The 26,985-nt window shown below is 68.5% G+C and carries 27 protein-coding genes and 1 riboswitch; of the genes, 21 read left to right on the top strand and 6 right to left on the bottom strand.

The genetic code is table 11. The annotated features are described in order from the left end of the window. The first annotated feature begins 37 nt into the window (after positions 1–37). The 3 genes from CMO28_RS06900 to CMO28_RS06890 are packed head-to-tail and all read left to right on the top strand — an operon-like array spanning position 38 to position 2,259. Positions 38–949 (top strand): sulfite exporter TauE/SafE family protein, encoded by a 912-nt coding sequence (locus tag CMO28_RS06900; protein ID WP_014747028.1) that lies wholly within the window; start codon positions 38–40, stop codon positions 947–949. Further along, positions 949–1,731 (top strand): TIGR02186 family protein, encoded by a 783-nt coding sequence (locus CMO28_RS06895; protein WP_014747029.1) that lies wholly within the window; start codon positions 949–951, stop codon positions 1,729–1,731. Before CMO28_RS06900 ends, CMO28_RS06895 begins: the two co-directional genes overlap by 1 nt. 15 nt (positions 1,732–1,746) lie before the next feature. Further along, the gene (locus tag CMO28_RS06890; protein ID WP_296711564.1) at positions 1,747–2,259 is read left to right on the top strand and encodes a universal stress protein; all 513 of its coding nucleotides are present in this window, start codon (positions 1,747–1,749) and stop codon (positions 2,257–2,259) included. Here the strand turns inward: CMO28_RS06890 and CMO28_RS06885 are convergent. Both CMO28_RS06885 and soxR read right to left on the bottom strand, forming a co-directional pair. After that, positions 2,252–3,556 carry an adenylate/guanylate cyclase domain-containing protein gene (locus tag CMO28_RS06885; RefSeq protein WP_296711562.1) on the bottom strand — a complete coding sequence of 435 codons (1,305 nt, stop codon included), beginning with the start codon at positions 3,554–3,556 and terminating at the stop codon, positions 2,252–2,254. The two genes, CMO28_RS06890 and CMO28_RS06885, sit on opposite strands and share 8 nt — an antisense overlap. A gap of 127 nt (positions 3,557–3,683) precedes the next feature. Beyond that, positions 3,684–4,151 carry a redox-sensitive transcriptional activator SoxR gene (soxR, locus tag CMO28_RS06880; protein WP_296711559.1) on the bottom strand — a complete coding sequence of 156 codons (468 nt, stop codon included), beginning with the start codon at positions 4,149–4,151 and terminating at the stop codon, positions 3,684–3,686. Between the two features lie 101 nt (positions 4,152–4,252). Here soxR and CMO28_RS06875 point away from each other — a divergent pair, with 101 nt between their 5' ends. The 4 genes from CMO28_RS06875 (at position 4,253) to CMO28_RS06860 (ending at position 9,988) form a co-directional block, all read left to right on the top strand. Beyond that, positions 4,253–5,374 carry an efflux RND transporter periplasmic adaptor subunit gene (locus CMO28_RS06875; RefSeq protein WP_296711556.1) on the top strand — a complete coding sequence of 374 codons (1,122 nt, stop codon included), beginning with the start codon at positions 4,253–4,255 and terminating at the stop codon, positions 5,372–5,374. Beyond that, on the top strand, positions 5,371–8,460 hold the full coding sequence (locus CMO28_RS06870; protein WP_296711555.1) for a MexW/MexI family multidrug efflux RND transporter permease subunit: 3,090 nt from the start codon (positions 5,371–5,373) through the stop codon (positions 8,458–8,460). The genes CMO28_RS06875 and CMO28_RS06870 overlap by 4 nt, the downstream gene beginning before the upstream one ends. An 84-nt stretch (positions 8,461–8,544) precedes the next feature. Then, positions 8,545–9,090 carry a NifU family protein gene (locus tag CMO28_RS06865; RefSeq protein WP_014747036.1) on the top strand — a complete coding sequence of 182 codons (546 nt, stop codon included), beginning with the start codon at positions 8,545–8,547 and terminating at the stop codon, positions 9,088–9,090. A gap of 16 nt (positions 9,091–9,106) precedes the next feature. Then, positions 9,107–9,988, top strand: coding sequence for a glucosaminidase domain-containing protein (locus tag CMO28_RS06860; RefSeq protein ID WP_296711548.1), 882 nt, complete (start codon positions 9,107–9,109; stop codon positions 9,986–9,988). On the opposite strand, the gene CMO28_RS06855 is transcribed toward CMO28_RS06860, so the two are convergent. From CMO28_RS06855 to ddpX, 3 genes are read right to left on the bottom strand one after another with little or no spacing between them, the layout of a single operon-like run. After that, entirely contained in the window at positions 9,919–11,424 is a 1,506-nt protein-coding gene (locus CMO28_RS06855; RefSeq protein WP_296711545.1) for a lipid kinase, read from the bottom strand. The genes CMO28_RS06860 and CMO28_RS06855 overlap by 70 nt on opposite strands. Continuing rightward, positions 11,411–12,112: an SDR family NAD(P)-dependent oxidoreductase gene (locus CMO28_RS06850; protein ID WP_296711543.1), complete on the bottom strand. Its 702-nt coding sequence runs from the start codon at positions 12,110–12,112 to the stop codon at positions 11,411–11,413. The genes CMO28_RS06855 and CMO28_RS06850 overlap by 14 nt, the downstream gene beginning before the upstream one ends. 41 nt (positions 12,113–12,153) lie before the next feature. Next, positions 12,154–12,711, bottom strand: coding sequence for a D-alanyl-D-alanine dipeptidase (gene ddpX, locus CMO28_RS06845; protein ID WP_296711540.1), 558 nt, complete (start codon positions 12,709–12,711; stop codon positions 12,154–12,156). 73 nt (positions 12,712–12,784) lie between these two features. On the opposite strand from ddpX, the gene tsaB reads away from it, so the two are divergent. Together tsaB and CMO28_RS06835 are read left to right on the top strand one after the other, a co-directional pair. After that, entirely contained in the window at positions 12,785–13,516 is a 732-nt protein-coding gene (tsaB, locus tag CMO28_RS06840; protein WP_296711538.1) for a tRNA (adenosine(37)-N6)-threonylcarbamoyltransferase complex dimerization subunit type 1 TsaB, read from the top strand. Beyond that, on the top strand, positions 13,513–13,989 hold the full coding sequence (locus tag CMO28_RS06835) for a GNAT family N-acetyltransferase (protein ID WP_231889412.1): 477 nt from the start codon (positions 13,513–13,515) through the stop codon (positions 13,987–13,989). Before tsaB ends, CMO28_RS06835 begins: the two co-directional genes overlap by 4 nt. An 18-nt stretch (positions 13,990–14,007) precedes the next feature. Here CMO28_RS06835 and CMO28_RS06830 read toward each other — a convergent pair whose 3' ends face one another. Then, positions 14,008–14,256, bottom strand: coding sequence for a sulfurtransferase TusA family protein (locus CMO28_RS06830; protein WP_041605096.1), 249 nt, complete (start codon positions 14,254–14,256; stop codon positions 14,008–14,010). 285 nt (positions 14,257–14,541) lie between these two features. Here CMO28_RS06830 and CMO28_RS06825 point away from each other — a divergent pair, with 285 nt between their 5' ends. From CMO28_RS06825 to trmB, 12 genes are all read left to right on the top strand, one after another. Beyond that, complete coding sequence (locus CMO28_RS06825; RefSeq protein WP_014747042.1) at positions 14,542–14,964, top strand: MucR family transcriptional regulator; 423 nt, start codon at positions 14,542–14,544, stop codon at positions 14,962–14,964. A 323-nt stretch (positions 14,965–15,287) separates the two neighbouring features. Continuing rightward, positions 15,288–15,728 carry a Fur family transcriptional regulator gene (locus CMO28_RS06820; RefSeq protein ID WP_041605099.1) on the top strand — a complete coding sequence of 147 codons (441 nt, stop codon included), beginning with the start codon at positions 15,288–15,290 and terminating at the stop codon, positions 15,726–15,728. Positions 15,729–15,878: 150 nt separating this feature from the next. Beyond that, positions 15,879–16,709: a GNAT family N-acetyltransferase gene (locus CMO28_RS06815; protein ID WP_062764089.1), complete on the top strand. Its 831-nt coding sequence runs from the start codon at positions 15,879–15,881 to the stop codon at positions 16,707–16,709. Continuing rightward, on the top strand, positions 16,706–17,638 hold the full coding sequence (locus tag CMO28_RS06810; protein ID WP_296711521.1) for a lysophospholipid acyltransferase family protein: 933 nt from the start codon (positions 16,706–16,708) through the stop codon (positions 17,636–17,638). The genes CMO28_RS06815 and CMO28_RS06810 overlap by 4 nt, the downstream gene beginning before the upstream one ends. 104 nt (positions 17,639–17,742) lie before the next feature. Then, positions 17,743–19,146 (top strand): tRNA (N6-isopentenyl adenosine(37)-C2)-methylthiotransferase MiaB, encoded by a 1,404-nt coding sequence (miaB, locus tag CMO28_RS06805; protein ID WP_296711518.1) that lies wholly within the window; start codon positions 17,743–17,745, stop codon positions 19,144–19,146. 41 nt (positions 19,147–19,187) lie between these two features. Next, positions 19,188–20,330: a PhoH family protein gene (locus CMO28_RS06800; protein ID WP_322111304.1), complete on the top strand. Its 1,143-nt coding sequence runs from the start codon at positions 19,188–19,190 to the stop codon at positions 20,328–20,330. After that, positions 20,327–20,986, top strand: coding sequence for an rRNA maturation RNase YbeY (ybeY, locus tag CMO28_RS06795; protein ID WP_296711515.1), 660 nt, complete (start codon positions 20,327–20,329; stop codon positions 20,984–20,986). Before CMO28_RS06800 ends, ybeY begins: the two co-directional genes overlap by 4 nt. 239 nt (positions 20,987–21,225) lie before the next feature. Further along, entirely contained in the window at positions 21,226–22,134 is a 909-nt protein-coding gene (locus CMO28_RS06790) for a hemolysin family protein (protein ID WP_296711512.1), read from the top strand. A gap of 38 nt (positions 22,135–22,172) precedes the next feature. Next, a complete protein-coding gene (gene lnt / locus CMO28_RS06785; RefSeq protein ID WP_296711510.1) occupies positions 22,173–23,777 on the top strand; it encodes an apolipoprotein N-acyltransferase in 1,605 nt (534 codons plus the stop codon). 307 nt (positions 23,778–24,084) lie between these two features. Beyond that, a complete protein-coding gene (locus CMO28_RS06780) occupies positions 24,085–24,522 on the top strand; it encodes a helix-turn-helix domain-containing protein (protein WP_296711507.1) in 438 nt (145 codons plus the stop codon). Between the two features lie 84 nt (positions 24,523–24,606). Beyond that, a riboswitch (SAM riboswitch) is annotated at positions 24,607–24,683 on the top strand. A 136-nt stretch (positions 24,684–24,819) separates the two neighbouring features. Next, complete coding sequence (gene metK / locus CMO28_RS06775; protein WP_296711504.1) at positions 24,820–25,989, top strand: methionine adenosyltransferase; 1,170 nt, start codon at positions 24,820–24,822, stop codon at positions 25,987–25,989. Positions 25,990–26,088: 99 nt separating this feature from the next. Then, positions 26,089–26,832, top strand: a complete 744-nt coding sequence (trmB, locus tag CMO28_RS06770) for a tRNA (guanosine(46)-N7)-methyltransferase TrmB (protein ID WP_296711501.1) — start codon at positions 26,089–26,091, stop codon at positions 26,830–26,832. Positions 26,833–26,985 lie beyond the last annotated feature (153 nt).

The raw sequence follows: 26,985 nt of genomic DNA, 5'->3' as shown, positions 1-26,985 counted from the left end.
CGCCTTCAGGACCGGTCCCCGCGCCAGACGGACCGTCATGCAGATCTATCTCCCCATCGCCGAGCTGTCGATCGATGCGATCGCGATCCTGCTGATGGGGCTGGGTGTGGGCTTTCTCTCGGGTCTGGTCGGTGTCGGTGGCGGCTTTCTGATGACGCCGCTGCTGATGTTCGTGGGTGTGCCGCCACCGGTGGCGGTGGCGACCGGGGCCAATCAGGTGGTTGCGGCCTCGGTGTCGGGCCTGCTGGCCCATTGGCGTCGCGGCACGGTCGATGTCCGGATGGGCGGCGTGCTGCTGATCGGCGGTCTGGCAGGATCCGGCGTCGGGATCCTGATCTTCCGCTGGCTGCAGGCGATCGGCCAGATCGACCTGGTGATCGGCGTCTCCTATGTGCTGTTCCTGGGCGTGATCGGCGTGCTGATGGGCATCGAGTCGGTCCGCAGCCTGCTGGTCCGCAATCAGCCGGCGAAGAAGCGCCATCAGCACAACTGGATGCACGGGCTGCCCTTCAAGCTGCGCTTCCGGAAGTCCAAACTCTACATCTCGGCGCTGCTGCCGCTGGCGCTGGGGGCGGGGGTCGGCGTGCTGACCGCCATTCTGGGCGTCGGCGGCGGCTTCATCATGATCCCGGCGATGATCTATATCCTGGGCATGCCGACGCTGGTCGTGGTCGGCACCTCGCTGTTCCAGATTCTGTTCGTGTCGATGAACGTCACGATCATGCACGCGGTCACGACCGAGGCGGTGGATCTGGTGCTGGCGGCCATCCTGGTGATCGGCAGCGTGATCGGCGCCCAGGTGGGCTCCAGGCTGACCACGAAGCTGCGCGGCGAGCATCTGCGCGGCCTGCTTGCGGCCGTGGTGGTGCTGACTGCAATCAAGATCGGTGCCGATCTGGTGATCCGGCCCGACGAGCTGTTCTCGGCCGTGGTCGTGGGGCCGGGCTGATGGCCGACATGCTGCGCATCGCCAGGCTGCCGGCCCTGTTCGTCTTTCTGCTGACCCTGGCGGCCGCGCTGGTGACGGCGGTGTCGGGAACCCTGCGTGCCCGGGCACAGCCGCTGGTGGCGGACCTTTCCAGCCATCTGATCTCCATCACCTCCAGCTTCACCGGCACCGAACTGCTGCTGTTCGGCGCGACCGAAGGCCCGGGCGAGGTGATCGTGGTGATCCGCGGCCCGGCCGAGACGGTCGACATCCGCCGCAAGGACCGTATCCTCGGCATGTGGATCAATGCCCGCACGATCCGCTTCAATCAGGTGCCGGCCTTCTATTGGGTGGGGGCAAGTGCGCCACTTGAGACCTTCACCAATGACCAGATGCTGGCCCGGCATCGCATCGGCCTCACCCGGCTGGACTTCCCCGGCGGCGAGGATGCGGCCCCCGAGGAACGCGCCGTCTTCCGCGACGCGCTGATCCGGAACCGCCAGCAGGCCGGCCTGTTCGTGCCCGCGGTGCAGCCGATCTCGCGATTGGGGGACCGTTTGTTCCGGGTGACGGTCGCCTTTCCGTCCAATGTCACCACCGGCGGCTACCGGGCCGAGATCTTCCTGGTGAACGAGGGCCGGGTGGTGGCGGCGCAGACCACGCCCCTGTTCGTGCGCAAGGACGGGCTGGGCGACAACATCGCCCGTCTGGCCCATGAACAGCCGCTCGGCTACGGCATCGCCGCGGTGCTGATTGCGCTGACCGCCGGCTGGACCGCAGGCTTCGTGTTCCGCCGCTTCTGAGGAGGTTGTCATCCGATGACCGACGAGACTTCGACCCCCGACCCTGCGGCCGTGCCCAAGCCCCGGCCCGCCGTCAAATTCCTGGTCTGCGTCGATGGCAGCGCCCATAGCCGGGTGGCGGTGCGCTATGCCTGCCGGCGTGCCCGCGCCCGTGGTGGCCGGGTGACCCTGCTGACCGTGATCGAGCCGGCCGAGAACCAGCACTGGATGTCGGTCGGCAATCTGATGGCCGAGGAACTGCGCGAGCAGGCCGAGCAGGTGCTGCAGGAGATTGCGGCCGAGGTGAACGCTTTCGCCGGATTGATGCCCGAACTGCTGGTCCGCGTCGGCCCGATCGGCGACGAGATCCTGCGCCAGATGCGCGAGGACAAGGATATCGGCATGATCGTGCTGGCCGCCCGCCCACCATCGGAAGGGCCGGGCAAGCTGGTGCGCTGGCTGGCAAGCCAGCTGGCGGGGGAGTTGCTGGTGCCGATGACGATCGTCCCCGGCAACCTGTCCGAGGACGATCTGCTGCGTCTTACCTGACGGCGGCGGCCTCTGCCGGCACATCCACGCCGCAATCCTCGCAATCCTCGGGCAGGGTATAGACCTCTTCCTCGGCGGCGAGCCCGCGCAGATGGAAGGTGCCGAGCGGTTCGAGCCTGCGGCCCATATGTTCGACGATCCGGGCGATGGTGGATGAGATCGCGACCGTGCGGCCCAGATCGCGGGCCAGAACCTCCAGCCGGCTTGCTTCGTTGACGGCCTGGCCGATGACGGTGAAGTCCAGCCGTTCGGGGGCCCCGATATTGCCGTAGAGCACTTCGCCCGCATGCAGGCCCAGGCCGAATGCCAGCGGTTCCTGGCCCAGTGCCCGGCGGCGGGCGTTCAGCTCCGCCATGCCGCGGACGGCGTCGCGGGCGGCATCCAGCGCCGCACAGCCGGCATAGGGGCAGGCCCCTTCGCGCACCGGGGTCGGGAAGACGGCGAGCACGCCGTCGCCGATCAGCTTCATCACCTGGCCGCCATGGGCGGTGATCGCGCGGTTCATCACCTCGAAATGGTCGTTCAGCGTGGCGATCAGCACCTCGGGCGCCACCCGTTCCGACATGGCGGTGAAGCCGCGCAGGTCCGAGAACCAGATCGCGGCGTTCATCCGTTCCACATCGCCGCGCTTGATGGTGCCGGCCAGCACCCGTTCGCCGGCATCGTCGCCCAGATAAGTCTTGAGCAGGGTGCGAACCTGGCCGCGCTGGCTGATCACCTCCACCGCCAGCGTCACCATCGGCAGCAGGGACGATACCCGGCGCAGATCGCCCTCGCTGAAGCCGCCGGGATTGCGGGTGGCGAGCGACAGGGCGTTGGGTGTGCCGTCATGGAAGGCGAGCGGCATCATCGCATAATCGGTGAAGCCCTCTTCGTGCAGCTCGGCCAGGATCGGGAAATCGCCGATCTGGGCGTTGGGGCCGGTCAGCCGTCGGCGCACGCCGACGCCGTGTTCGGCGACGAGCATGAAGGGGCTGCGCAGATATGCCTCGGTCAACTCCACCCCGTGGGCGCGACGGATCTCCTCGACCGGCTGGTCGGGTCGCCATTCGATCGACACGCCGCGGAATTGCGGGTCCAGAAGGCGCAGATGCAGGGTAGCCCGATCGATCGGCACACCTGCTGCCAGCAACCGCTCGGACAGGCCGGCGATCAGCTCTCCCACCGGCAGGCCGGGACCTTCCTGGGCAAGCCACTCACCGATCGGATCCGGGCCCAGCACCGACGGGACCGCGGCGGCACGGCGCACGGGTGTACGCGGCACTAAGACGTCGTCCAGGCGTTCGGCTTCCATCATCGGATCGTCCTGCAGGCGGTGGGGCGGGGCGTGTCGGCACAACGCGCCCACGTTCATATCGTGGCTCGATGTGCCCGCGTCGAGTGGTAAAGCTCACGCCTGCCCGATAATTGCGGAGGTGTGACTTTCACGGGCGCTCCAGAAGCCTGGGGCCTGCCCCCTCACGGCCCAGCGCATCGCCGGGATTGCGCAGCGGGCAGTCGGCCAGCGACAGGCAGCCGCAGCCGATGCAGCCGTCCAGCTCGTCGCGCAGCCTGGTCAGGCGGGTGATCCGCGCCTCCAGCATGGCGCGCCAGCGCGACGACATGTCCTTCCACTCGGCGGCACTCAGCTTCGCATCGGGCGGGAAGGGGGCGAGCGCCGCCCCGATGTCTTCGAGCGGAATACCGGCGCGCTGAGCCACCTTGATGATCGCGATCCTGCGCAGCACCGCGGCCGGAAAGCGGCGCTGGTTGCCGGCGCTGCGCATGCTGCGGATCAGGCCACGGCTTTCGTAGAAATGCAGGGTCGAGACCGCAACCCCGGCGCGTTTTGCGACCTCCCCCACGGTCAGGATCCGATGCGCATCGGCGCGGTCGTCCGGCTTTATCGGCATGCCCGGTTCCCCATTGACCTCAACTTTACTTGAGGTTCTATAGTCCGGCCGATCCGGACCGGCAAGCCTGCCGGCCTTCATTCAGCAACGGGATCGGTTCCGTGACAGGGTTCATCGAACGGGCGCTCGACAGCGCCTGGCTCTGGCTGACCGCCAGGATCTGCCTCGCCGCGGTCGCCGCCGCCGGCCTCGCCGGCGCCTGGTTGCTTCTGGCGGAGCCCCGGCCGGCCCCGGCGGCGCCCGCCTGGCCGGCGACGAAGGTGGCATTGGCCACGGCCGAACGGGTGACGGTGCCGCGGCGCTTTCAGGGCGTGGGCGAGGTGGAGGCCATCCGACAGGTGCTCGTGGCGGCCGAAACCAGCGGCCGGATCACCGGCATCGACGTCACCTCGGGCGAAGCGGTCAAGGCCGGCACACTGCTGGTGCAGCTGAACGATGCGGTGGAACGTGCCGAGCTGCAGCAGCAACTGGCCCAGCTGCGCAATGCCGAGGCCCGTCTTGCCCGCCTGAAGAGGCTGGTCGAGCGTAATGCCGCCTCTCGCGAGCAGCTGGACGATGCCCAGGCGGAGCGTGACGTGACGGCGGCGGCCGTCGCACGGACCCGGGCGCTTATCGATCAGAAGGCGATCCGGGCGCCGTTCGACGGGGTTGCCGGCATCCGCCGGGTGCATCCAGGGCAGTATCTGGAAACCGGCGCGCCGGTGGTGAGCCTGGTCGATACCAGCCTGCTTCGGATCAATTTCGCACTCGACGAGCAGGCCATGCCGGAGTTGAGCCTGGGGCAGCGGGTAGAGGTTTCGGCCGACGCCTGGCCCGATCAAGTGTTCGTGGCGGAGATCACCGCCATCGACCCGTTGATCGGTGACGCCCGGATGGTCCGGATCCAGGCGACGCTGCCCGAGCCTGACGGGCGGCTCAAAGCCGGGATGTTCGCCGGCGTGCGGGTGGTCAGACCCTCCGGCCCCCCGGCGCTGGTGGTGCCCGAGACCGCCATCACCTATACCGCCTATGGCGACAGCCTGTTCGTGGCGCGCGCCGATCCGGCACGCGGGCTGGTCGCGACCCGGGTGGCGGTCGAGGTGGGCGCGCGTTGGGACGGGCGTGCCGAGATCGTCTCCGGGCTCGCCGATGGCGACCGGGTGGTGACCTCGGGCCAGGTGCGGCTGGTGGACGGTATGGCGGTGGAGCCGGTTGCGCATGACACGCTCGAGGTGCGGCCATGAGCTTCACCGACATCTTCGTCCGCCGCCCGGTGCTGGCGCTGGTGGTCAGCATGTTGATCCTGCTGGGCGGCGCGGTCTCGCTCGGCCAGTTGCCGATCCGGCAGTATCCGGCGCTGGAGAGCGCCACGATCACCGTCACCACCGACTATCCCGGGGCCTCGGCCGAGCTGATGCAGGGCTTCGTCACCCAGCCGATCACTCAGGCGGTCTCGTCGGTGGAGGGCATCGACTATCTCTCCTCGTCCTCCGTGCAAGGGCGGAGCACGGTGACGATCCGCATGGAGCTGAACCGCGACTCGACCCGGGCGATGACCGAGGTGATGGCCAAAGTGTCGTCGGTCCGCTACCGCCTGCCCGAAGCGGCCTATGATCCGGTGATCGAACGCTCGGCGGGCGATTCGACCGCCGTGGCCTATGTCGGCTTTGCCAGCGATACCCTGCCGATACCGGCCCTGACCGACTATCTGTCACGGGTGGTGGAGCCGATGTTCTCGGGCATCGATGGTGTCGCCAAGGTCCAGGTCTTCGGTGGGCAGAAGCTGGCTATGCGGCTCTGGCTCGATCCGGACCGGCTGGCGGCCCGTGGGCTGACGGGGGGCGATGTGGCGGCCGCCCTCAGGTCCAACAATGTCCAGGCTGCCCCCGGCCGGCTGGACGGGCTCTATGTGCTCTCGGACCTCTCGGTCAATACCGACGTCACCGACGTCGCCGGCTTCCGCGAGATGGTGATCCGCGACGATGCCCGCGGGCTGGTCCGGCTGGGCGATGTGGCCACGATCGAGCTGGGCGCCGCCTCCACCCAGACCAGTGCGGTGATGGATGGTGAGGCCGCGGTCTTCCTCGGTCTGTTTCCGACGCCGGCCGGCAACCCGCTGGTGATCGTCGACGGCATCCGCGATCTTCTGCCCGCGATCGGCAAGACCCTGCCACCCGATGTCCGCGTCGATCTCGCCTATGAAAGTGCGGGCTTCATCCAGGCCTCGATCGACGAGGTGCTGCACACCCTGGTCGAGGCGCTGGTGATCGTGGTGGTGGTGATCTTCCTCTGCCTCGGCTCGCTGCGCAGCGTGCTGATCCCGGTTGTGACCATCCCGCTGTCGATGCTGGGGGCGGCGGCCCTGATGCTCGCTTTCGGATTCAGTCTGAACCTGCTCACCCTGCTCGCCATGGTGCTGGCGATCGGGCTTGTGGTCGATGATGCGATCGTGGTGGTCGAGAACGTCCATCGCCATGTCGAGGAAGGGCGCACGCCCTTCGAGGCAGCGCTGATCGGCGCCCGCGAGGTGGCGGGGCCGGTGGTCGCCATGACGCTGACGCTGGCTGCGGTCTACGCGCCGATCGGCTTGATGGGCGGGCTGACCGGGGCGTTGTTCCGGGAATTCGCCCTGACGCTGGCCGGATCGGTGGTGGTCTCGGGCGTGGTGGCGCTGACCCTCTCGCCGGTGATGAGTTCGCTGCTGCTGACGGCGAAGCTTCATGAAAGCCGGATGGCGCGGGTGACGGAGCGGGTTTTCGGCGGGCTGACCCGCAGCTACGGGCATCTGCTCGGCCTGTCGTTGCGCCATCGCTGGGCAACCGGGCTGGTGGCGCTGGGCGTCTGCATCAGCCTGCCGCTGCTCTACCAGATGCCGGCGCGGGAGCTGGCGCCGGTCGAGGATCAGGCCTCGGTCCTGGCGGCGATCAAGTCGCCCCAGCATGCCAATCTCGCCTATGCCGAGCGGTTTGCGGCCCGGCTGGACGAGGTGTTCGCGGCGATGCCCGAGACGGTCGGCACCTGGATCATCAACGGCACCGACGGGCCGTCTGCAAGCTTCGGCGGCGCCAATCTCTCCCGCTGGGAGGCCCGCAGCCGCACGGCGTCGGACGTCCAGGCGGGGTTGCAGCAGGCGGTGGCCGAGGTGGAGGGCAGCGCGATCTTCGTGTTCCAGCCGGCGCCGCTGCCCGGCTCCACCGGCGGTCTGCCGGTGCAGATGGTGCTGCGCACGCCCGAGCCTCATGACGTGCTCTACCGAACCATGGAAGAGATCAAGCAACGGGCGCGGGAGAGCGGGCTGTTCGTGGTGGTCGACGGCGATCTGGACTATGACCGGCCGGTGGTGCAGGTGTCGGTCGACCGGAACAAGGCGGCGAGCCTGGGCATCGCCATGGCCGATATCGGCGAGACGCTGGCGGTCCTGGTGGGCGAGAACTACGTCAACCGCTTTGCCATGGCCGGCCGGTCCTACGACGTCATTCCCCAGAGCCTGCAGAGTGAGCGGTTGACCCCGGACGCCCTCGGCCGCCAGTTCCTGCGCAGCCGCGACGGCACGCTGGTACCGCTTCGGGCGGTCGCGGAGATCTCGATGCGGGTGGAGCCCAACCGGCTCAGCCAGTTCGACCAGCAGAATGCCGCGACCATCCAGACCATTCCGGCGCCGGGCGTCTCCATGGGGCAGGCGGTCGCGTTTCTCGACGCCGAGGCCCGGGCCTTGCCGGCCGGATTCAGCCATGACTGGCAGTCGGATTCGCGCCAATACGTTCAGGAAGGGGCGAGCCTCGTCATCGCCTTCCTGGCGGCGCTGGTGGTGATCTATCTGGTGCTGGCCGCGCAGTATGAGAGCCTGGTCGATCCGCTGATCATCCTGATCACGGTACCGCTGTCGATCTGCGGGGCATTGGCGCCGCTGGCGATGGGGGCGGCCACGCTCAACATCTATACCCAGATCGGGCTGGTCACCCTGATCGGGTTGATCGCCAAACACGGCATCCTGATGGTCGAGTTTGCCAACGAATTGCAGCTGCATGAAGGGCTGGCCCGGCGGGAGGCGATCCGGCGGGCGGCGGAGATCCGGCTCCGGCCGGTGTTGATGACCACGGCGGCCATGGTCTTCGGCCTGGTGCCGCTGCTCTTTGCCGCAGGGGCCGGGGCCGCAAGCCGCTTCGGCCTTGGGGTGGTGATCGTCTCGGGCATGATGGTCGGCACGCTGTTCACCCTGTTCGTGCTGCCGACCGTCTATACCGTGCTCGCCCGCGATCACCGCCCGGGGCATGCAGGAGTGCCACAGGAGGGGATCGTGCAGAACGGGGCTGCGTCGAAGACGTCTTGATCCCGCCGGATCGAGGTGCCAAATCAGGGCACGACAGACGGCATGGGTTCCGTCACCCGAAAGCCGCAGAGAGGATCAGGTCCGATGTTCATCCAGACCGAGCGGACGCCCAATCCGCTGACGCTGAAGTTCCTGCCCGGCCGGGATGTGGCCGAGGGCGGCGCCCAGTTCGCGCGCGGCGACGACACGGCCCGCTCGCCGCTGGCCGGCACCCTGCTCGCCATCGACGGCGTCGAAGGCATCTATCTGGGGGCCGATTTCGTCTCGGTCACCAAGTCCGAACAGGCCGACTGGATGCTGCTGAAGCCGCTGATCCTGTCGGACATCATGGAGCACTTCACCTCGGGCCGGCCTGTGCTGACCGGTGAAGGCGATGCGGCAGCCGCTCCGGCCGTCGACGAGGACGAGGTGACGGCGACCATCCGCGAGCTGATCGATACCCGGGTCCGCCCGGCCGTGGCCCAGGATGGCGGCGACATCGTGTTCGAGGGTTTCGATCACGGCATCGTCTATCTGCAGATGCATGGTGCCTGCTCGGGCTGCCCCAGCTCGACCATGACGCTCAAAAACGGCATCGAGACCATGCTCAAGCACTATGTGCCCGAGGTGGTCGAGGTCCGTCAGGTCTGAGCCGACCTTCCGCGTGATGACACCCCGCTACCGTCTCGCCTGCCTGGCCGTCGCCGTTGCGGCCGGGCTGGTCGCGTTCGGGTCCGCTCTGGGCGTGCTGCCGCGGCCGGCCGGCGGTTTCGGGCTGTCGCCGGCGACGCTGGCGGCCTTAGATCTCCGCCGTGCCGAGGCGGCGGCACCCGGGGCGCTGCCGGCCGAGCTGGCCGGTGCGCTCGATACCGACACCCGCAAGGCCCTGTTTCGCGACACGCTTGACCCCGCCATCCGGGCGGTGAATGCCCGGGTGCGGCTGGAACGGGCGCTGGTGACGCTGGCGGCCGATGCCCGGGCGGAAGGACGTCGGCCGCCCCGCGGGCTGGAGGCGCGGGTCGCGGCCATCGCCGCCCGTTATGGCGTTCCCGCCGACGATCCGGTGCGTCTGCTGGTGCGGGTGGACACCGTGCCGCCGGCCCTGATCACCGCCCAGGCGGCCCTGGAAAGCGGCTGGGGCCGCTCCCGTCTGGCGCACGAGGCTCATGCGCTGTTCGGCGAGCGGGCCTGGCGGCTGGCCGACGGTGTGATGCCGCTGGCGCGCAAGCGCGGGGCGGCCCATGTCGCGCGTGCCTTCCCCGACATCACCGCCTCGGTCGCGGCCTATGTCCACAATCTGAACACCCACCGCGCCTATGCCGCCTTCCGGCGCCACCGTGCCGAGGCGCGGCTGGACGGCACCTTGCCCGATCCGCTGCAGCTGGCGGGCGGCCTCAGTGCCTATTCGGAGCTGGGGCCGCGCTATGTCGCCAAGCTCAGGGCGATGATTCGCGGCGTCTCCCGCGACGACGAGATGGCTCAGTCCGAGGCGCCGCCGCCATCGGGATCGGGCAGAGATGCCACGATCAGCGACCAGGCCTCGTCATAGGCGGCGGTAACGACTTCGGCCACGCGGGCCTGGCCGACCTGACGGACCTCTTCGATCGCGATCTCGATCCGGGTCGCCGCCTGATGCAGGCGCTGGCTGACCCGCTGATCCAGCGGCATGCCGACCAGACCTTCCAGCCAGTTCACCACATCCTCGATCAGCGCCCGGTCGTCATCGGCGTCGCGGGTGGGCAGGTCCATCGCATCCAGCGCCTCGTCGGCGGTGATGGCGATCCGGCCCCAGGCGCCGCCGATCCGGCCCAGCGCCGCCACCACCTCTTCGCCCAGATGCGGGCCGGCATGAAGGGCGAGCCGTTCGGTCAGCGCCACGCCCTCGCGGGCGGCACGGGCCAGATCCTGCAGGGCGATCTCGGCCTCGGTGGCAAGGCCTTCCTCTTCGGGATGCATCTGCTCCTCCTGATCTTCAGGCGGCGCCGGGTGCGGAGCGCGTGGGGGGGATGACGGAGGCCGGTTGTCCGGCCGGTTCCGGGTGCCCGGCAGCTCGGCCGCTGGCCGGTCGGGGGTCATGACCCGGATCGCCCGGCGTTTCAGGCCGAAGCTCGCCGGGGTTTTGGTCAGGATTTCGCCGTCGACATTGATCCGCTTCGGCTTGGACGGGGTTTCGACCCGGACCTCACGGCCCGACATACGGTGAACACCCATCCAGGCATCGGCGGTTCCAAGACGCAGCGCCGGCAGCAGCAAGGCCATGCGCCAGTGGGAGACGGGCTCGATCACATAGACGTCCAGCCGGCCGTCGTCGATCGCGGCATCGGGGGCAACGGTCAGCCCGCCGCCGTGATAGCGGCCGTTGGCAACCGCGACCATGATCGCCCGCATCTCCACCCGCCGGTTGTCGACCGTCAGAACGCTGTGGAAGCGACGGTGCCGGGTCACCACCCTGAACAGTGCGAACAGATAGGCGAGCGGGCCGAAACGACGCTTTTCCTCGCCATCCAGCGCCTCGGCGACGTCGACCGACAGGCCGATGCTGGCGACGTTGAAAAAGCCGCGGCCATCGACGGTGCCGATATCGATCTGCCGCACGCGCCCCTTCAGCGCCACGTCCACCGCCTGGGCGGGATCGGCCGGAATGGCGAGCGTGCGGGCGAGATCATTTGCGGTGCCGAGCGGCAGGATGGCGAGCGTCAACCCGGTCTCGGCCATGGCGTCGGCCACGGCCGAGAGGGTGCCGTCGCCACCGCCGACCATGACGAGGGCCGGCGGCTCCGCCGAGGCGCCTGCCGTGCGGATGGCCTCGGGAAAAGCGTCGGGCCCGTCCAGATCCGGGATGTCGGGGCGGAAGCCGGCGCGGATCAGGCGGCGCTCCAGCTCGTCGCGATCGAACCCCTTGGCCAGCCGGTCGCGCTTGCGCGGCGGGATCAGGACCAGGGCGCGGCGGCCGGGTGCCGCAGACGGTCGGTCAGGCGCGGCCATAGGCGGGCACCAGGGCGCCGCTGATCGGGGCGGCCTCCGATGAGGTCAGGAACAGGATGATCTTCGCCAGTGCCTCGGGCGTGACCCAGGCAGCATGATCGGCATCGGGCATGGCCGCGCGGTTGGCCGGGGTGTCGATGATCGAGGGCAGCACGGCATTGACGCGGATATGGCTCGCCAGCAGTTCCTGCGACAGGCTCTGGACCAGCGACATCACCGCCGCCTTCGAGGCGGCATAGGCTGCCATCTGTGCCGCCCCTGCGACCGCGGGCCTGGCGCCGATGGCGGTGATCGATCCGCCGCCGGCCGCCTTCAGATGCGGCACGCCGGCCCGGAGCGTGTGATAGAGACTGCGGGCATTCATCGACATCATCGCGTCGAAGCGGCTGCCGTCCACCTCGGCAAGCGGCCCCATATCGAAGCCGCCGGCGATGGCGACGATGCCGTCGAGGCCGCCCAGGGCCGCCGCCGCGGCGTCCACGGCGGTCGCCGTCTGGTCTTCGCTGCCCAGATCGGCCTGGACCAGCACCGCCCGGCCGCCGAATGCCGTTTCGGCGGCGGCGCATTCCTCTGCCACCAGATAGGTCGCGGCGACCTCGGCCCCCCGGTCCAGCGCGGCCAGCACCACCGCGCGGCCCAGTGCGCCGGTTCCCCCGGTGACCAGCAGCTTGCGTCCCTCGATCGACATCTCGGCGGATCTCCCCTCGTGATCGCGTCAGGTTCCGGCAGTCAGCCGGCGGGCATCAGCCGCGTGCCTGCGGCCGTGTCGCTCAACACCGGCAGGCGTCGGGCGTCGAAGAGCTGATAATGCCACCATTCATTGCGGTAGAAATCCCATCCAGCGGTGGTCATGATCCCCATCAGCAACAGCCGGTTGCGTTCCGCCTCGGGCGTGATGCCGGCGGCACCGTGATGCGACAGCGGGGTGAAGTCGTCGAACCCCGTGCCCATGTCGAGCGCCTCTCCCGACCCGTCGATCAGCGTGAGGTCGACCGCAGCCCCGCGAGAGTGGGGCGAGCCCCGACGCGGATCGGCGACGAAGTTCGGATCCGGCGTGTGTTCCCACAGCTTCCACTGGGCCTCGGACGGCCGGAAGGCGTCGTAGATGCGGAAGCGCAGCCCCTGGCGTGCAGCGATGGCGATCGCCCGGCGCATCGCCGCTGCGGCCTCGGGATGCAGGAAGCAGGCGGCGCGGGCATAGATCGGCCGGCCGGTGAAGTTGCGGGTGGTGGCGTAGGCGATGTCGATATCGACCCCGTCCCGCGCGCTCAGGATTTCTTCTAACATCAGCTGTCCCGTCCGTGCTATGCGGCGGGGGAACCCTAGCACAAGGCACGGCTCCGGGGGCACGGACATACATATGACCTTCGGCGGACGGACGGCAGTTCTGGCACTCGACACCTGCGCCGGGGCGACCTCGGCGGCGATCGGCCGCCATGGAGAGGTGGTGGCCCGGTTCTTTCTGCCGGATGCCCGGGCGGCGGCGGAACGGCTGGCGCCCCTGGTCAAGGGGCTGATGGCCGAGGCGGGTGTCGCACCGGTGGAGCTTGCCGCCGTGGCGGTCACCCGCGGCCCCGGCACCTTCACCGGCGTGCGCATCGGGCTGGGATTTGCCCGCGGTCTGGCGCTGGCGGCCGGCTGCCCGGTTCTTGGCATGACCACGCTGGAGCTGCTGGCCGCTGGTGCCGCTAAAGATGTCGCCGCTGCGGATGCCCGCGGGCGCGGGGTGCTGGCAGTGATCGATGCACGGCGCGGCGAGGTCTATGTTCAGCGCATCGCTGCCGATGGCAGCCCCGGCGAGCCGGCGGCCGTGACGCCCGAGACGGCGGCGGCCGATCTGGTCGCCCGGCCGGCGCTGGCGGTGGGGGCAGGGGCGCGGCTGCTGCGCCCGCTGCTGGATGCCCACGGGCTGGCCGATCTGGTCCGTGACGATCTGCCGCACGGGCATGGGCAACCGGATGCCGCCGATCTGATCGGCCTGGCAGAGCGCCATCTGGCGGCGGGGCAGGCCGGCGGCACACCGCCCGTGCCGCTCTATCTGCGGGCACCCGATGCCCTGCCGCCGGCGCCGAGCGGGATCGAGACGCCGTGACCGGCACCCATGATCTGGCGCCGGCAACGGCCGATACGGCGCCGGCCATGGCCGCACTCTATGCGCGGGCCTTCGATGCCCCGTGGGAGACGCAGTGGAGTGCCGACGCCATCCGCGATCTGCTGGCCCTGCCGACGGTGGCCGCGATGATCCTGGGCCCTGAGCCGGCGCTTTCCGGCATGGTGATGGTGCAGGCCGCGGCCGGCGAGGCCGAGATTCTGACCATCGCCGTCGATCCGGCCTGCCGCGGGCGTGGATTGGGACGGCGTCTGCTCGACGGGGCGGCGATCTGGGCAGCTGCCCGCGGGGCAGACCGGCTGCTGCTGGAAGTGGCGGTCGACAACATGCCGGCGCGGGCTCTTTATCTGTCGGCAGGTTTCCGGATCGCAGGTCGTCGGCGCGGTTACTATGCACGCGGCAAGGCCCCGGCGGTGGATGCCGAAGTCATGGAACTGCCTTTGGTTCCCGCCTGAAATCTGCCCGAGATTTCGTTATCCGCCGGCGATTCGGAAGGTCAGCCGCCACACGTCCGGCGTGTCCGTTTCAGCCGACAGGTCCACGATCTGGTGCCCCAGTTCCACAACCGACCGCGGTACGTTCTCCAGAGGCTCGCCCGCCTTCAGTCGGACTTCACCGATCTGACCGCCGGACATCTTCCCGATCATTAATTTTGTTTTGACAAACGTCATCGGGCAGACATCATGCGTGACGTCGAGAAAGCGATCTGCACTTGGTTTCATTGCGAACCATCCGGTCGTCGTCTCGGAGTGCGAGGGACGGGTACGTCCCGGTGACGGCCATCCTGGGCGGAGGCCGGTACCGGTGCGGGGCCCGGACATCAGTGCCGATGTCCATCCTCGTCATCGTCATCCCGGTCGGACAGACCACCCGCCAGGCTCTCAGACCTCGACGTCGTCCCCCGGGCCGTCGAAGTCAAGGGCATTCCCGCGCGGAAGGCCCGGCCTGTCCCGACATCTGCTCCCGACCCTGATTTCCGCCCGAGACACCGAGGTCCAGACCATATCATGGCCGAAAATCCGAGCCCGCTCGATCTTCTCTCGCTGACCGCACAGATCGTGTCGTCCCATGTCGCGAACAACACCGTGTCGGCCGGCGAACTGCCGCAGCTGATCGGCGAGGTCTATCAGAGCCTTGCCGGCCTCGGCCGCGAGCCTGAACCGCGTGAGGAAGAGCAGCGCCCGACCCCGGCGGTGCCGATCCGCAAGTCGGTGCATGACGACTACATCATCTGCCTCGAGGACGGCAAGAAGCTGAAGATGCTGAAGCGCCACCTCAAGACGGCCTACGACATGACCCCGGAAGAATATCGCCGCCGCTGGGGCCTGGCCGACGACTATCCGATGGTCGCGCCGGGCTATGCCCGCCAGCGCAGCGATCTTGCCAAGCGCATCGGTCTTGGCCGTCGGGGCCGCGGCGACGCGGATTGATCCGGCCCGCAGCTGCCTCGGCTGACGATTTTGCGGGCGCCGGTCGGAAGACTGTGGCGCCCGCCGCTTGTCGTTGCGCGGCTGCTGTCCGATAATGGCCTGACGGGCGGGGTGGTCTTCCAGACCATCCCGCCACGACCGATTGCGGGGACCGTGCCTCTGATGGGGCCGTCCTTATCCGTTCGTGACGGTCGTCCGAAGGCGCGACGATGGCGCGGCCTCCGTTCCGGACGGAACAGGGGGTGGCGGCATGCAGAAGCGCGCAGACCGGCCATCCGCGTGTTCCGCCCCCTTTCTGCCCAAGGAGCCAGGCCATCTTGGAGATGTCGCGACTGGAGCGTCTGTGTCTCGAAAAGGGTCTGAAGATGACCGACCAGCGCCGGGTGATCGCCCGCGTGCTGTCGGAAGCCGACGACCACCCGGATGCCGAAGAGCTGCATCGCCGGGCCAGTGCCGTTGATCCGCGGATCAGCATCGCCACCGTCTATCGGACGGTGCGGCTGTTCGAGGAAGCGAGCATTCTGGAGCGGCATGATTTCGGCGACGGCCGCGCCCGCTACGAGACCATTCCCGAAGAGCATCACGATCATCTGATCGACATGCGCAACGGAACCGTGATCGAATTCCAGAACACCGAGATCGAGCGTCTTCAGCAGGAGATCGCCCGCAAGCTCGGTTACCGACTGGTCGATCATCGTCTGGAACTGTACGGCATTCCGCTGGATCAGCCCCAGGACGACGACACGGACGCCGGCAAGGCCTGACGGGCCGCCCCGCCGCCGACCGGCGCGGGCCCCCTCCGGGATCGTCCGGGATCCCGGGACAGAGGGCCATGCTCCGGTCCGCCCCTTCACCCACGACCGGCCACCCCGGTGGCCGGTCCTCATCGCCGCGAGACTTCAGGGCATGTTCGGATGACCGAAACACTCCAACCCGACCTCGGCCTGCGTTCCGGAAATCTGCGGGTGTGCCTCGCGGACGGAGCCGACGACATCGAGGCGGCCCAGCGCCTGCGCTACCACGTGTTCTACGAGGAACGCCACGCTCAGCCGAGCCCCGAGATGGCGGCTGTGAAGCGCGATCTGGACGGTTTCGATGCGATCTGCGACCACCTTCTGGTGATCGACGAGGCCCATCCGAGCGGGGCGCCGACGGTGGTCGGCACCTACCGGCTGCTGCGCCGGTCGGTGGCCCTTGCCCATGGCCGCTTCTATACCGCCGACGAGTTCGACATCGGCCCGCTGATGACGGTCGAGGGCGAACTGCTGGAGCTTGGCCGATCCTGCGTTGCGGCGGAATACCGCAACCGCTCGACCATGCAGCTGCTCTGGCGCGGCATCGCCATCTATCTCGAGCATTACGACATTCAGCTGATGTTCGGTTGCGCCAGTCTGGACGGCACCGATATCGACATGCTGAAGACCCAGCTCGCCTATCTGCACCATTATCATCTGGCGCCCGAGGCCCTGCGGCCGGTGGCGGTGCCCGAGCGCTACGTCGCGATGGATCTGGTGGCAAAGGACGATCTGCACGCCACCCGCGCCCTGGCCGAGTTGCCGCCGCTGGTGAAGGGCTATCTGCGGCTTGGCGGCTTCGTCGGTGACGGCGCGGTGGTGGACAAGCAGTTCAACACCACCGACGTCTGCATGATCGTAAAGAGCGACCTGATCACCGGGCGCTACCGGGATCGCTATGAAGGCGGCTCGGGGCGCGGCCGGGGCAAGGCCGGCGACGAGGGCGCATGACCGGGTGGCTGCGGGCCGCCGTGCTTCTGCCGGTCTATCTGGCGGTGACGGCGGCACTGATCCCGGTGCAGGCGGCGCTGGTGGCTTTGAAGCTGCCCGGTGCCGTGCGGTTCCCGCGCTTCTATCACCGGCTGACCTGCCGGCTGATCGGCTTCGACGTCGATGTGGTCGGCACGCCGGTGCGCGACCGGCCGGCGCTGTTCGTTTCCAACCACAGCTCCTATCTCGACATCTCGGTGCTGGGATCGGTGATCGCCGGCTCGTTCATCGCCAAGAGCGAGGTGGCGGACTGGCCGCTCTATGGCCTGCTCGCCAAGCTGCAGCGCACCGTGTTCGTGAAACGCGAGCGCAGCCGCACGGCCGAACAGGCCGACGAGGTGGCGAGGCGGCTGGAAGCGGGCGACCGGCTGATCCTGTTCCCCGAGGGCACCAGCAATGACGGCCAGCGGGTGCTGCCCTTCCGCACCGCCTTCTTCTCGGTGGCGGATCGCCGGCCGACCGGGCGGCCGCTGGTGGTGCAGCCGGTCTCTCTGGCCTATACCCATGTCCGCGGCATGCCCATGGGGCGCAAGCTGCGTCCGGCCTATGCCTGGTATGGTGACATGGATCTGGCGGGCCATCTGTGGACCGCCCTGACCCTTGGCCCCGCCCGGGTGGAACTGGTTTTCCATCCACCGGTTACCATCGATGACTTCAAGGACCGCAAGGCGCTTGCCCGCCATTGCGAGCAGGCGGTCTCGGCCGGTGTCGCCCAGGCATTGCAGGGCCGTTCGACGGCGGCGCTCGCCCTGATCGGCCATGTCCTGGCGCAGCGCGGCCCGGCAGTGGAGGGCGGCGCCCTTCAGGTGGCCGAAGAGGACGAGCCGCTCGACCCCCAGGAGATCGATGCAGCAGAGGGCGAGGCGACCTCCGAGGACGTGCGGGTCTGACGAAGGCCGGGTGTGCGTCTTGAAGCGGCCGCGGCGCGGCTGATATCTTGCGGGTGAGGCGGTCAGCGGACCGCGGCCCGATCAGAACGAGGCCCGAGGCGAGGGTGACGAAGAAGCTCTACATCAAGACCTATGGCTGCCAGATGAACGTCTACGACAGCGAACGCATGTCGGACGTGCTGGCCGCCCAGGGCTTTGCGCCGACCGAGGTGGCGGAAGACGCGGATCTGGTGATCCTGAACACCTGTCACATCCGGGAAAAGGCGGCCGAGAAGGTCTATTCCGATCTGGGGCGGCTGCGCGCGGCCGGCGGTCCCGCAGGACGGCTGATCGCGGTCGGCGGCTGCGTGGCACAGGCCGAAGGCGCCGAGATCCGGACCCGTGCCCCCTTCGTCGACATCGTCTTCGGCCCGCAGACCTATCATCGTCTGGCCGACATGGTGGAGCGCGCCAGCCGGGGCCAGGCGGTGGTCGAGACCGATTTCCCGACCGAGGCCAAGTTCGACCATCTGCCGACCGCCACCGGCCGGAGCGGACATACCGCCTTCGTGGCCGTGCAGGAAGGCTGCGACAAGTTCTGCACCTTCTGCGTGGTCCCCTATACCCGCGGGGCCGAATACAGCCGGCCGGCGGGGGCCATTCTGGACGAGATCCGCGCGCTTGCGGCCGACGGCGTGCGCGAGGTGATGCTGCTTGGCCAGAACGTCAACGCCTATCACGGTGCGGCCCCTGAAGGGGCCCGCGGACCGGCGGGCGACTGGACCCTGGCCCGGCTGGCGCGGGCGATTGCCGAAATCGACGGCATCGCCCGGATCCGCTACACCACCTCGCACCCCCGCGACATGGGCGGCGACCTGATCCTGGCCCATCGCGACCTGCCGCAGCTGATGCCCTATCTGCACCTGCCGGTGCAGTCGGGATCCGACCGGATCCTGAAGGCGATGAACCGCAAGCACACCGCCGAAGACTATCTGCGCGTCGTCGACCGGCTGCGCGAGGTGCGCCCCGACATGGCGATGTCCGGGGATTTCATCGTCGGCTTCCCCGGCGAGAGCGATGCGGATTTCGAGGCGACCATGCGGCTGGTGGAGCGGGTTGATTACGCGCTCGCCTATTCCTTCAAATACAGCCCGCGTCCCGGCACGCCGGCCGCGGATCTGGACGACCAGGTGCCGGAAGAGGTGAAGTCCGAGCGCCTGCAGCGCCTGCAGGACCTGCTTTCGTCCCAGCAGCGCGCCTTCAATGCCAGCATGACGGGGCGGCGCCTGCCGGTGCTGCTGGAGAGGCCCGGCCGGCATGCCGGGCAGATGGTCGGCCGCTCGCCTTACATGCAGGCGGTGGTGGTCGACGCACCCGCGGAGGCCGCGGGCCGGATGGTGGAGGTCGACATCGACACCGTCAATTCCTTCAGCCTGAACGGGCGGATCACGGGCGGCGAATGGCTGCCGACCGGGATCACCGCCGCCGGGGACAGCCGGATCGCCGCGTCCGCCGGGGTGGTTTCTTGACGGCCCGGCGCACCGATCGCGCGGCGCGCGGCCGCACCCCCATGGCTGCCGAGCGGGTTGCCGCAGCCGACATCGATGCGGTGATCCTGGATTTCGACGACAACCACCTGCTCGCGCTGCTGGTCGGCGAACATGACGAGCATCTGGTGCGGATCGAAAGCCAGCTTGGCGTGCATATCGTCAGCCGTGGCAACCGCCTGGCGATCCAGGGCAGTGAAAGTGCCCAGGATGCCGCCGCCGATGTGCTGGACGGCCTTTACCAGCGACTGAAGCGCAACCTGATCGTGACCATGGCCGAGGTCGACGCCGCGATCCGCATGGTCACCCAGGCCGCGACCGCGGCGCTCGGCACCGAGGCGGTGGAAATCCCGCCGGCAGAGGCGACCACCACGGTCACGCATCCGGCGACAGGGCGCAGCGGCGATCACGGTGCGCAGGCTGGTGCCTACATCACCGGCGAAGTGGTCATCAAGACCAAGAAAAAGCGCATCACGCCCCGGTCCATGCGCCAGGGGGCCTATCTGTCTGCGATCCGCGATCATGATCTGGTCTTCGGCATCGGCCCGGCGGGTACGGGCAAGACCTATCTGGCGGTGGCCATGGCGGTGGCGCTGTTCCTGGAAAAGAAGGTCGACCGCATCATTCTGTCGCGTCCGGCGGTGGAGGCGGGGGAGCGGCTGGGCTTCCTGCCCGGCACGCTGGAGGAGAAGGTGAACCCCTATCTCCGCCCGCTCTACGATGCGCTTCAGGACACCCTGCCCGACGACATCGTCGCCAAGCTGATCGAAAGCGGCAAGATCGAGGTGGCGCCGCTCGCCTTCATGCGCGGCCGCACGCTCTCCAACGCCTTCGTGATCCTGGACGAGGCGCAGAACACCACCGCGGTGCAGATGAAAATGTTCCTCACCCGCCTGGGTGAGAACAGCCGCATGGTGATCACCGGCGACCTGTCGCAGATCGATCTGCCGGCCGGCACCGTCTCAGGCCTGTCGGATGCGCTGTCGGTGCTGGGGCGGCTTAAGGAGGTGCCCGTCGTCACCTTCGATGATACCGATGTCGTCCGCCACCCGCTGGTGGCCCGCATCGTGCGCGCCTATGACGCCCGCGACGAAGCCCGGCGTCGCCCGCGCCGGCAGGCGGAACGTGGCGCCGCCCCTGCGAAGGCCGGGGAGGACACGGCATGATCGACCTGCCGCCGCAGGAGGATGGCGACGAGGGCGTGGCAGAGGATGTCGAAACGCTTGCTCTCATGGGGGGGCGGGTGGAGATCGCCCTGCAGCGCGTCGGGCAAATCTGGGCTGATCCCTGCTGGGACGAGCCGGCGGCCCGGTTGGACGGGCCGCTGCCCGAGGCGATCGGTCGTCTGGCCGGCGCCCTGTTGACGATGGCGGCCTCGGATCTGCTCGCCCGGGCGGAGGACCGGCTGATCGAGATCTCGGTCACGCTGACGGACGATGCCGCCGTGCGCGAGCTGAACCGTGACTGGCGGGAGAAGGACAAGCCGACCAACGTCTTGTCCTTTCCCGCAGAGTCCATCGATCCGGAGGATCCGGAGACGATCGATGAGGTTCTCGACATGCTGCCGGCAGAGGCGCCGCTGATGCTGGGCGACGTGATCGTCGCGGCCGAGACGGTGAAGGCCGAGGCGGCCGCGCAGGGCAAGGTGCCGCGGGCCCATCTGATGCATCTGATCGCCCACGGCCTGCTGCATCTGCTTGGCCATGACCATGTCGACGACGATCAGGCCGAGCAGATGGAAGCCGTCGAGATCCGCTGTCTGGCGGGCTTCGGCATCCAGGACCCCTATGCCGAGATCGAGGGCGCGCCCGACGCGGACTGAGTGCGCGCGAAGGTTGCCCGGCACCATGCGGCCGCCGCGCTGCTGCCGCGTTCAGATGGATGATTGACGACACCCCCGCCTTCGTTGGAGAGTCTGAGAAGTCGGAGGATCGGGAGGCCGTTCCGGGCAGGGCGGCAATACGATCGACCGGACCGCAGGGCTGACCTGGGTCCGAGGGCAGGGGCCCCGGGCCCGGATCATGAGGATCCGTCGGCCGGCGGCCCATCGGGCAGGAAGCGATGAGCGACCAATCTTCGTCTAGACGGCCCCGCTCGGGCGGGGCCGGCAATACTTCCCTGGGGCATCTGCTGATGTCCTGGCTCGGCGGCGGGCGTTCCCGCGACCGGGACGAGCTGCGCGAGAGCCTGGTCGAACTGGCCGAGCGCATTGAAGGCGAGGAGGAGGAGCGCGAGGCGCTCTACCCCGCCGAACGCCAGCTGGTGACCAACGTGCTGAAACTCGGCGATCTGACCGTCGAGGACGTGATGGTGCCACGCGCGGACATCATCGCCATCGAAATCTCCACACCCATCGATGCCGCCCTCCGCGCCATGGCCGAGGCGGGGCATTCCCGGCTGCCGGTCTATCGCGGCACGCTGGATGAACTGGTCGGCATGGTCCACATCAAGGATGTGGTCGGGCGTCTGGGAGAAACCGGCACGCTGGAAAGCCCGGGGCTGGTGCGGGAAGTGCTGTTCGAGGCGCCCTCCAGGCGCGTGCTCGACCTGCTGAACCGCATGCGGACCACCCGCATTCATCTTGCCATCGTGGTCGACGAATACGGCGGCACCGACGGGCTGGTGACGATCGAAGATCTGGTCGAACAGATCGTCGGCGAGATCGAGGACGAGCACGACGATCAACAGCAGCCGCGGCTGGAGGAAGTGGAAGACGGCGTCTTCGAGGCCGATGCCCGGCTGGATGTCGAAGAGCTGGAAGCGCGGCTCGACAGGGTTCTGGTCGATGACGACGAGGATGTCGACACGCTGGGCGGTCTGGTTTTCGCCCTCACCGGCCGTGTGCCGGCGGCGGGTGAGACCGTCGAGCATCCGGCGGGGCTTGTCTTCGAGGTTCTGGATGCCGATCCCCGGCGGATCAAGCGGTTGCGCATCCGCGTGACCGCCCCTGAAGCCACGACGGCCGCGTGACCCTGGCCGATCGGGACCGCCCGGCTGCGGAAGGCCGATTGCACCGCCTCGCCGACCGGATCGGCGGGCTTGGCGTGCGTGCACGTCTGGGACTGGCGGCCCTGGCCGGCGGCCTGTCGACGGCGGCGCTGCCGCCGGCCGACGCCTGGCCCCTGGGCTTCGTTGCCTTCCCCCTGCTTCTGCTGCTGCTCGATGGCGTCCGCGGCCGGCTCTGGCCGGGGTTCTGGACAGGCTGGGCTTTCGGGCTCGGCCAGTTCGCGGCCGGGCTGTACTGGATCGGCGTCGCCTTCTTCGTCGACGCGGCGGCCTTCGGCGCGCTGGCCGTGCCCTCGGTTCTGGGGCTGTCGGCCGGACTTGCAATCTTTACGGGGCTGGCCGGCATGGCGCAGGCCCGCGCGGCGCCGAAGGGCGCCGGGCGGGTATTGTTTCTGGCGGTGGCATGGGTGGCGGCCGAGTGGCTGCGCGGCCATCTGCTGACGGGATTTCCCTGGAATCTGGCCGGTGCCTCGGTTCTGGCCGTGCCCGCCCTGGCGCAGGGGGCCGCGATCGTCGGCACCTATGGCATGGGCCTGCTTGCCGTCGCCGTCTTTGCAGCCCCGGCGCTGCTGCTGGTGCGGGAGCCGGGGGACCGCCGGCCGGCGGCGATGACCGGGGGGCTGATTCTTGTGGTGCTGGCGGGCGTCGGCCTGTGGGGCGCCCTGCGTCTCGAGGCCCATCCGACGGTCATGGTGCCGGGGGTGAAACTCCGCCTTGTCCAGGCCGCGATCGACCAGAAGGAAAAATGGCGCGGCGGGATGAAGGCGCAGCATCTGCGCACGCATCTGGATCTGACCCGGGGGCCGGGCTTCGACACCATCACCGACGTGATCTGGCCCGAGACGGCCGTCGGCTACTATCCGCAGCAGGAAGCCGAGGTTCGCGAGGTGCTGGCCCGGGCCGTGCCGCCGGGCGGTCTTTTGATCACGGGCGCCCCCCGTGTGGAATGGACGCCACCGCCGGCCGGCGCGCCGGCGGGAACGGAACCGCAGCCGCGGGTGTTCAACTCGGTGATGGCGATCGATGATCGGGCGCGGATCGTGGGCGTCTACGACAAGGCACATCTGGTACCCTTCGGCGAATATGTGCCGCTGCGCGAATTCAACCCCTTCCCGAAGCTTACCGCCGGCAGCATCGATTTCACGCCCGGCCCCGGCCCGGCGACGCTGGCGCTGCCCGGGCTGCCGCCGGCCAGCCCGCTGATCTGCTATGAGGCGATCTTTCCGGGGGAGGTGACGGCGGGGGCGGCGCCCATGGTCCGGCCGGGCTTTTTGCTGAACGTCACCAATGACGGATGGTTCGGCCTGACGGCGGGGCCCCATCAGCATTTCGCGTCCGCCCGGCTGCGGAGCATCGAGGAAGGGCTGCCGCTGGTCCGTGCGGCGAATAACGGCATTTCGGCGATCGTCGATCCGCTTGGGCGGATCATCGCCCTGCTGGAGCTGGACCGCCGGGGCGTGCTGGACGGGCCGCTGCCCGCAGCTCTGCCCCCCACGCTTTATGCCCGCCTCGGCGATGCCTCGGCCGCGTTGGCGGGCCTGATCGTTCTGGCGCTCGCCTTCCTGCCGGGCGGCCTGGGACGGCGTATCCGGCAGAGGAGAAACTGATGGCAGGGTGTGATGGCCCGGGGTTGAAAAACGGCCGCTTTCGCGTGTGGCGAGCCTGACCGGGGGGCATCGGATCGCAGACCGGTTGTTCGGCTACCTGTCGACGCCGTGGCGTCGAAGCCGGCAATCGAGGCGTTGGCCACATGTCATCAAAGGCGAGTAGGGCTTGCAATGCAACCCGGAATGCGCGTTTCGGCCATTGCAATGCGCGCGCCGGGGTTGACCCATGCCATGGCGTGATGTCATCTATCCGCCTGACAAACGGGCCGGAATTGAAGGCAGCCGTGAGCGAGGAGGGATGTGACGGATGGCGACGCGACTGAACCCAATTGATGCCCATGTCGGTGGCCGGGTGCGGCTTCGCCGCCAGCTGATGGGGCTTAGTCAGGAAAAGCTGGGACAGCGGGTCGGTCTGACGTTCCAGCAAATTCAGAAATATGAACGTGGGGCGAACCGCATCGGCGCGGGACGGCTGTTCCTCATTGCGCATGCGCTCAATGTTCCGGTGTCGTTCTTTTACGAGGACGTCGGAACGGTGACGGCCGAAGAGAGCGCGGACGGGATCGACGACGGGTTCGACTGGCTCGTCATGGACGGGCCCGAGGCGCAGACCCTGGCCTTCAACTTCTCCCGCATTCAGGACCCGCGTGCGCGTGCGCGGCTGGTTGAACTTGCAAGGACCATCAGCGACGGCCTCGCGACTGCCTCTCAAAAAAGCACTCTTGATTCCGATGTCGTACCGTGAAAGTTTCATCTGACGACGAAGTTGAAACTTCTGCGTGAATATGTAGGGTGTAGATAGCGCACCCGGCGTAGACGTGGATGTCGCTACATCGTCCGTGGTCGGATTTGTGCCGCTTGCCGCCACGTTAAACAGTGCGCTAAGTGGGCTTGGTGGTGCGCTGTCGCGTTATCTGCCGAGAACCCAGACGCACGGAGTCCATCAGTGGTGCCAGCGCGGTTCGCCACCCGCGATGGTGCCCGGACCACGGATTCCGATCTCGTGGTCCGTCGTCGGTTCTTGAGGGGTTGAACACGCGCCATGGCCCGCAGCAACTATCTTTTTACCAGCGAATCGGTTTCCGAAGGACATCCGGACAAGATCTGTGACCGGATTTCGGATGCGGTGCTGGATCATCTGCTCGCCGCAGATCCCTATTCCCGCGTCGCCTGCGAGACGCTTGCCACCACCAATCGCGTGGTGATCGCGGGCGAAATCCGCTCGCATGGCGACACCGCGCCCGACACGATCGAACGTGTCGCTCGCGAGGTGATTCGCGACATCGGCTATGAGCAGGACGGCTTCCACTGGAACACGGCGAAGGTCGAGGTGCTGCTGCACGAGCAGTCGGCCGACATTGCCATGGGCGTGGATGCCGCCGGCAACAAGGATGAAGGTGCCGGCGACCAGGGCATCATGTTCGGCTATGCCTGCCGTGAGACCGACGCGCTGATGCCGGCGCCGATCCACTATGCCCACACCATCCTGCGCAACCTGCGCACGGCCCGCCGTTCGGGCGACATCTCGGTGCTCGGCCCCGATGCCAAGAGCCAGGTGACGCTGGAATACGTCGACGGCAAGCCGGTGCGCGCGACCTCGATCGTGCTGTCGACCCAGCATCTGGCCTCGGCGTCGCAGGAAGAGGTCCGCGCGGCCGTCCTGCCGGTCATCGAAGCCTCGCTGCCGGCCGGCTGGATGTGCGACGACGCCGGGCTCTACATCAACCCGACCGGCAATTTCGTGATCGGCGGCCCGGATGGCGATGCCGGCCTCACCGGCCGCAAGATCATCGTCGACACCTATGGCGGTGCCGCTCCCCATGGTGGCGGTGCGTTCTCGGGCAAGGACCCCACCAAGGTCGACCGCTCGGCCGCCTATGCCGCACGCTATCTGGCGAAGAACGTGGTGGCGGCCGGCCTTGCCGATCGCTGCACCATCCAGCTCGCCTATGCGATCGGCGTGTCGCATCCGCTGTCCGTCTATGTCGACACCTACGGCACCGGCCAGGTCGACGAGGCGAAGCTCGAGAATGCGCTCCGCGAGGCGATGAACCTGACGCCGCGTGGCATCCGCGAGCATCTGAAGCTGAACCGGCCGATCTTCGGCCGCACTGCGGCCTACGGCCATTTCGGCCGCGACCCCGAGGCCGATGGCGGCTTCTCGTGGGAGAAGACCGATCTGGCGGAGACGATCAAGCAGCTTGTGCTCTGATCCCCATTCGTGCGATCAGCGGGGCGGCGGCCGGGAACGGCCGCCGCCCCGTTGCGTTTCCGACCCGATCTTCAGCCGCAAGCCGGACCCGTGCCGACGATGACCAGCGCCGACGATACCCGGACCCCCGGGACCGATACCCTGGCGGATGCCGCCGGTGAAAGCATGGGCCGCCGCCATTTCGGCCGCCGGGTGGGGCGTCCGCTCAAGGCCGGGCGCAGCCGGGCGATGGAAGAGACCCTGCCCGAACTGGCAATCGCCCTGCCGGAACCCGGGACGCGGCTGGAGCCCGCCGGGCTGTTCGGCCGGCCGATGCGCGAAATCGTGGTCGAGATCGGATTCGGTGGCGGCGAGCATCTGATTGCCCGGGCCGAGGCCGAACCGGATACCGGCTTCATCGGCTGCGAGCCCTATATCGGCGGCATGTCGGCCTTTCTGGTGGAGCTGGAGCGCCGGGGGCTGCGCAATGTCCGGGTGCTGGGCGACGATGCGGCGAAACTGCTCGATGCCCTGCCCGATGCCTCGCTGGCCCGGGTCTACCTGCTGTTCTCGGACCCCTGGCCCAAGCGCCGCCACAACAAGCGCCGCTTCATCCAGACGGAGACGGTGGCGGGGCTTGCCCGCGTGCTGCGGCCGGGCGGGCGGCTGATCGCCGCCACCGACCATCCCGATCTCTGCGCCTGGACGCTGGCCCATCTTCGCGCCCATCCCGATTTCAGCTGGGAGGCCCGGCGGCCGGGCGACTGGCAGCGGCGGCCGGACGGGCAGATCGAGACCCGCTACGAAGCGAAGGCCCGTGCCGCCGGGCGTGTGCCGGTCTTCATGAGTTTCCGGCGCGGTTGACCCGGACCGCAGGGCGGACCTGCAACCGCTGCGCATCCCTGCGCGGGGATGCTGTGGATAAACCCCTTGCGGTTCCGCGACATATGCGTATATTGACCAGCGTCCGCGATTGCGGACCGCCGGCGATCCCGCCAGCGCCCAAGCCGACGAGCC

Source organism: Tistrella sp. (assembly GCF_002684955.1).
Taxonomy (GTDB): Bacteria; Pseudomonadota; Alphaproteobacteria; order Tistrellales; family Tistrellaceae; genus Tistrella; species Tistrella mobilis.
Note: the sequence above shows the minus strand (reverse complement) of the source record. Positions and strands in the feature narration are given on the sequence as shown.

Bases quoted from the DNA above. Each gene is read 5' to 3' on its own strand.
- CMO28_RS06830 (WP_041605096.1), bottom strand. From the start codon at position 14,256: ATGAAACCAAGTGCAGATCGCTTTCTCGACGTCACGCATGATGTCTGC.
- tsaB (WP_296711538.1), top strand. From the start codon at position 12,785: ATGACCTTCGGCGGACGGACGGCAGTTCTGGCACTCGACACCTGCGCC.
- CMO28_RS06790 (WP_296711512.1), top strand. From the start codon at position 21,226: ATGAGCGACCAATCTTCGTCTAGACGGCCCCGCTCGGGCGGGGCCGGC.
- CMO28_RS06895 (WP_014747029.1), top strand. From the start codon at position 949: ATGGCCGACATGCTGCGCATCGCCAGGCTGCCGGCCCTGTTCGTCTTT.
- ddpX (WP_296711540.1), bottom strand. From the start codon at position 12,711: ATGTTAGAAGAAATCCTGAGCGCGCGGGACGGGGTCGATATCGACATC.
- CMO28_RS06820 (WP_041605099.1), top strand. From the start codon at position 15,288: ATGTCGCGACTGGAGCGTCTGTGTCTCGAAAAGGGTCTGAAGATGACC.
- CMO28_RS06825 (WP_014747042.1), top strand. From the start codon at position 14,542: ATGGCCGAAAATCCGAGCCCGCTCGATCTTCTCTCGCTGACCGCACAG.
- CMO28_RS06850 (WP_296711543.1), bottom strand. From the start codon at position 12,112: ATGTCGATCGAGGGACGCAAGCTGCTGGTCACCGGGGGAACCGGCGCA.
- CMO28_RS06810 (WP_296711521.1), top strand. From the start codon at position 16,706: ATGACCGGGTGGCTGCGGGCCGCCGTGCTTCTGCCGGTCTATCTGGCG.
- CMO28_RS06900 (WP_014747028.1), top strand. From the start codon at position 38: ATGCAGATCTATCTCCCCATCGCCGAGCTGTCGATCGATGCGATCGCG.
- CMO28_RS06815 (WP_062764089.1), top strand. From the start codon at position 15,879: ATGACCGAAACACTCCAACCCGACCTCGGCCTGCGTTCCGGAAATCTG.
- ybeY (WP_296711515.1), top strand. From the start codon at position 20,327: ATGATCGACCTGCCGCCGCAGGAGGATGGCGACGAGGGCGTGGCAGAG.
- CMO28_RS06885 (WP_296711562.1), bottom strand. From the start codon at position 3,556: ATGATGGAAGCCGAACGCCTGGACGACGTCTTAGTGCCGCGTACACCC.
- trmB (WP_296711501.1), top strand. From the start codon at position 26,089: ATGACCAGCGCCGACGATACCCGGACCCCCGGGACCGATACCCTGGCG.
- soxR (WP_296711559.1), bottom strand. From the start codon at position 4,151: ATGCCGATAAAGCCGGACGACCGCGCCGATGCGCATCGGATCCTGACC.
- CMO28_RS06870 (WP_296711555.1), top strand. From the start codon at position 5,371: ATGAGCTTCACCGACATCTTCGTCCGCCGCCCGGTGCTGGCGCTGGTG.
- CMO28_RS06780 (WP_296711507.1), top strand. From the start codon at position 24,085: ATGGCGACGCGACTGAACCCAATTGATGCCCATGTCGGTGGCCGGGTG.
- metK (WP_296711504.1), top strand. From the start codon at position 24,820: ATGGCCCGCAGCAACTATCTTTTTACCAGCGAATCGGTTTCCGAAGGA.
- CMO28_RS06860 (WP_296711548.1), top strand. From the start codon at position 9,107: ATGACACCCCGCTACCGTCTCGCCTGCCTGGCCGTCGCCGTTGCGGCC.
- CMO28_RS06855 (WP_296711545.1), bottom strand. From the start codon at position 11,424: ATGGCCGCGCCTGACCGACCGTCTGCGGCACCCGGCCGCCGCGCCCTG.
- CMO28_RS06865 (WP_014747036.1), top strand. From the start codon at position 8,545: ATGTTCATCCAGACCGAGCGGACGCCCAATCCGCTGACGCTGAAGTTC.
- CMO28_RS06800 (WP_322111304.1), top strand. From the start codon at position 19,188: ATGGCTGCCGAGCGGGTTGCCGCAGCCGACATCGATGCGGTGATCCTG.
- CMO28_RS06890 (WP_296711564.1), top strand. From the start codon at position 1,747: ATGACCGACGAGACTTCGACCCCCGACCCTGCGGCCGTGCCCAAGCCC.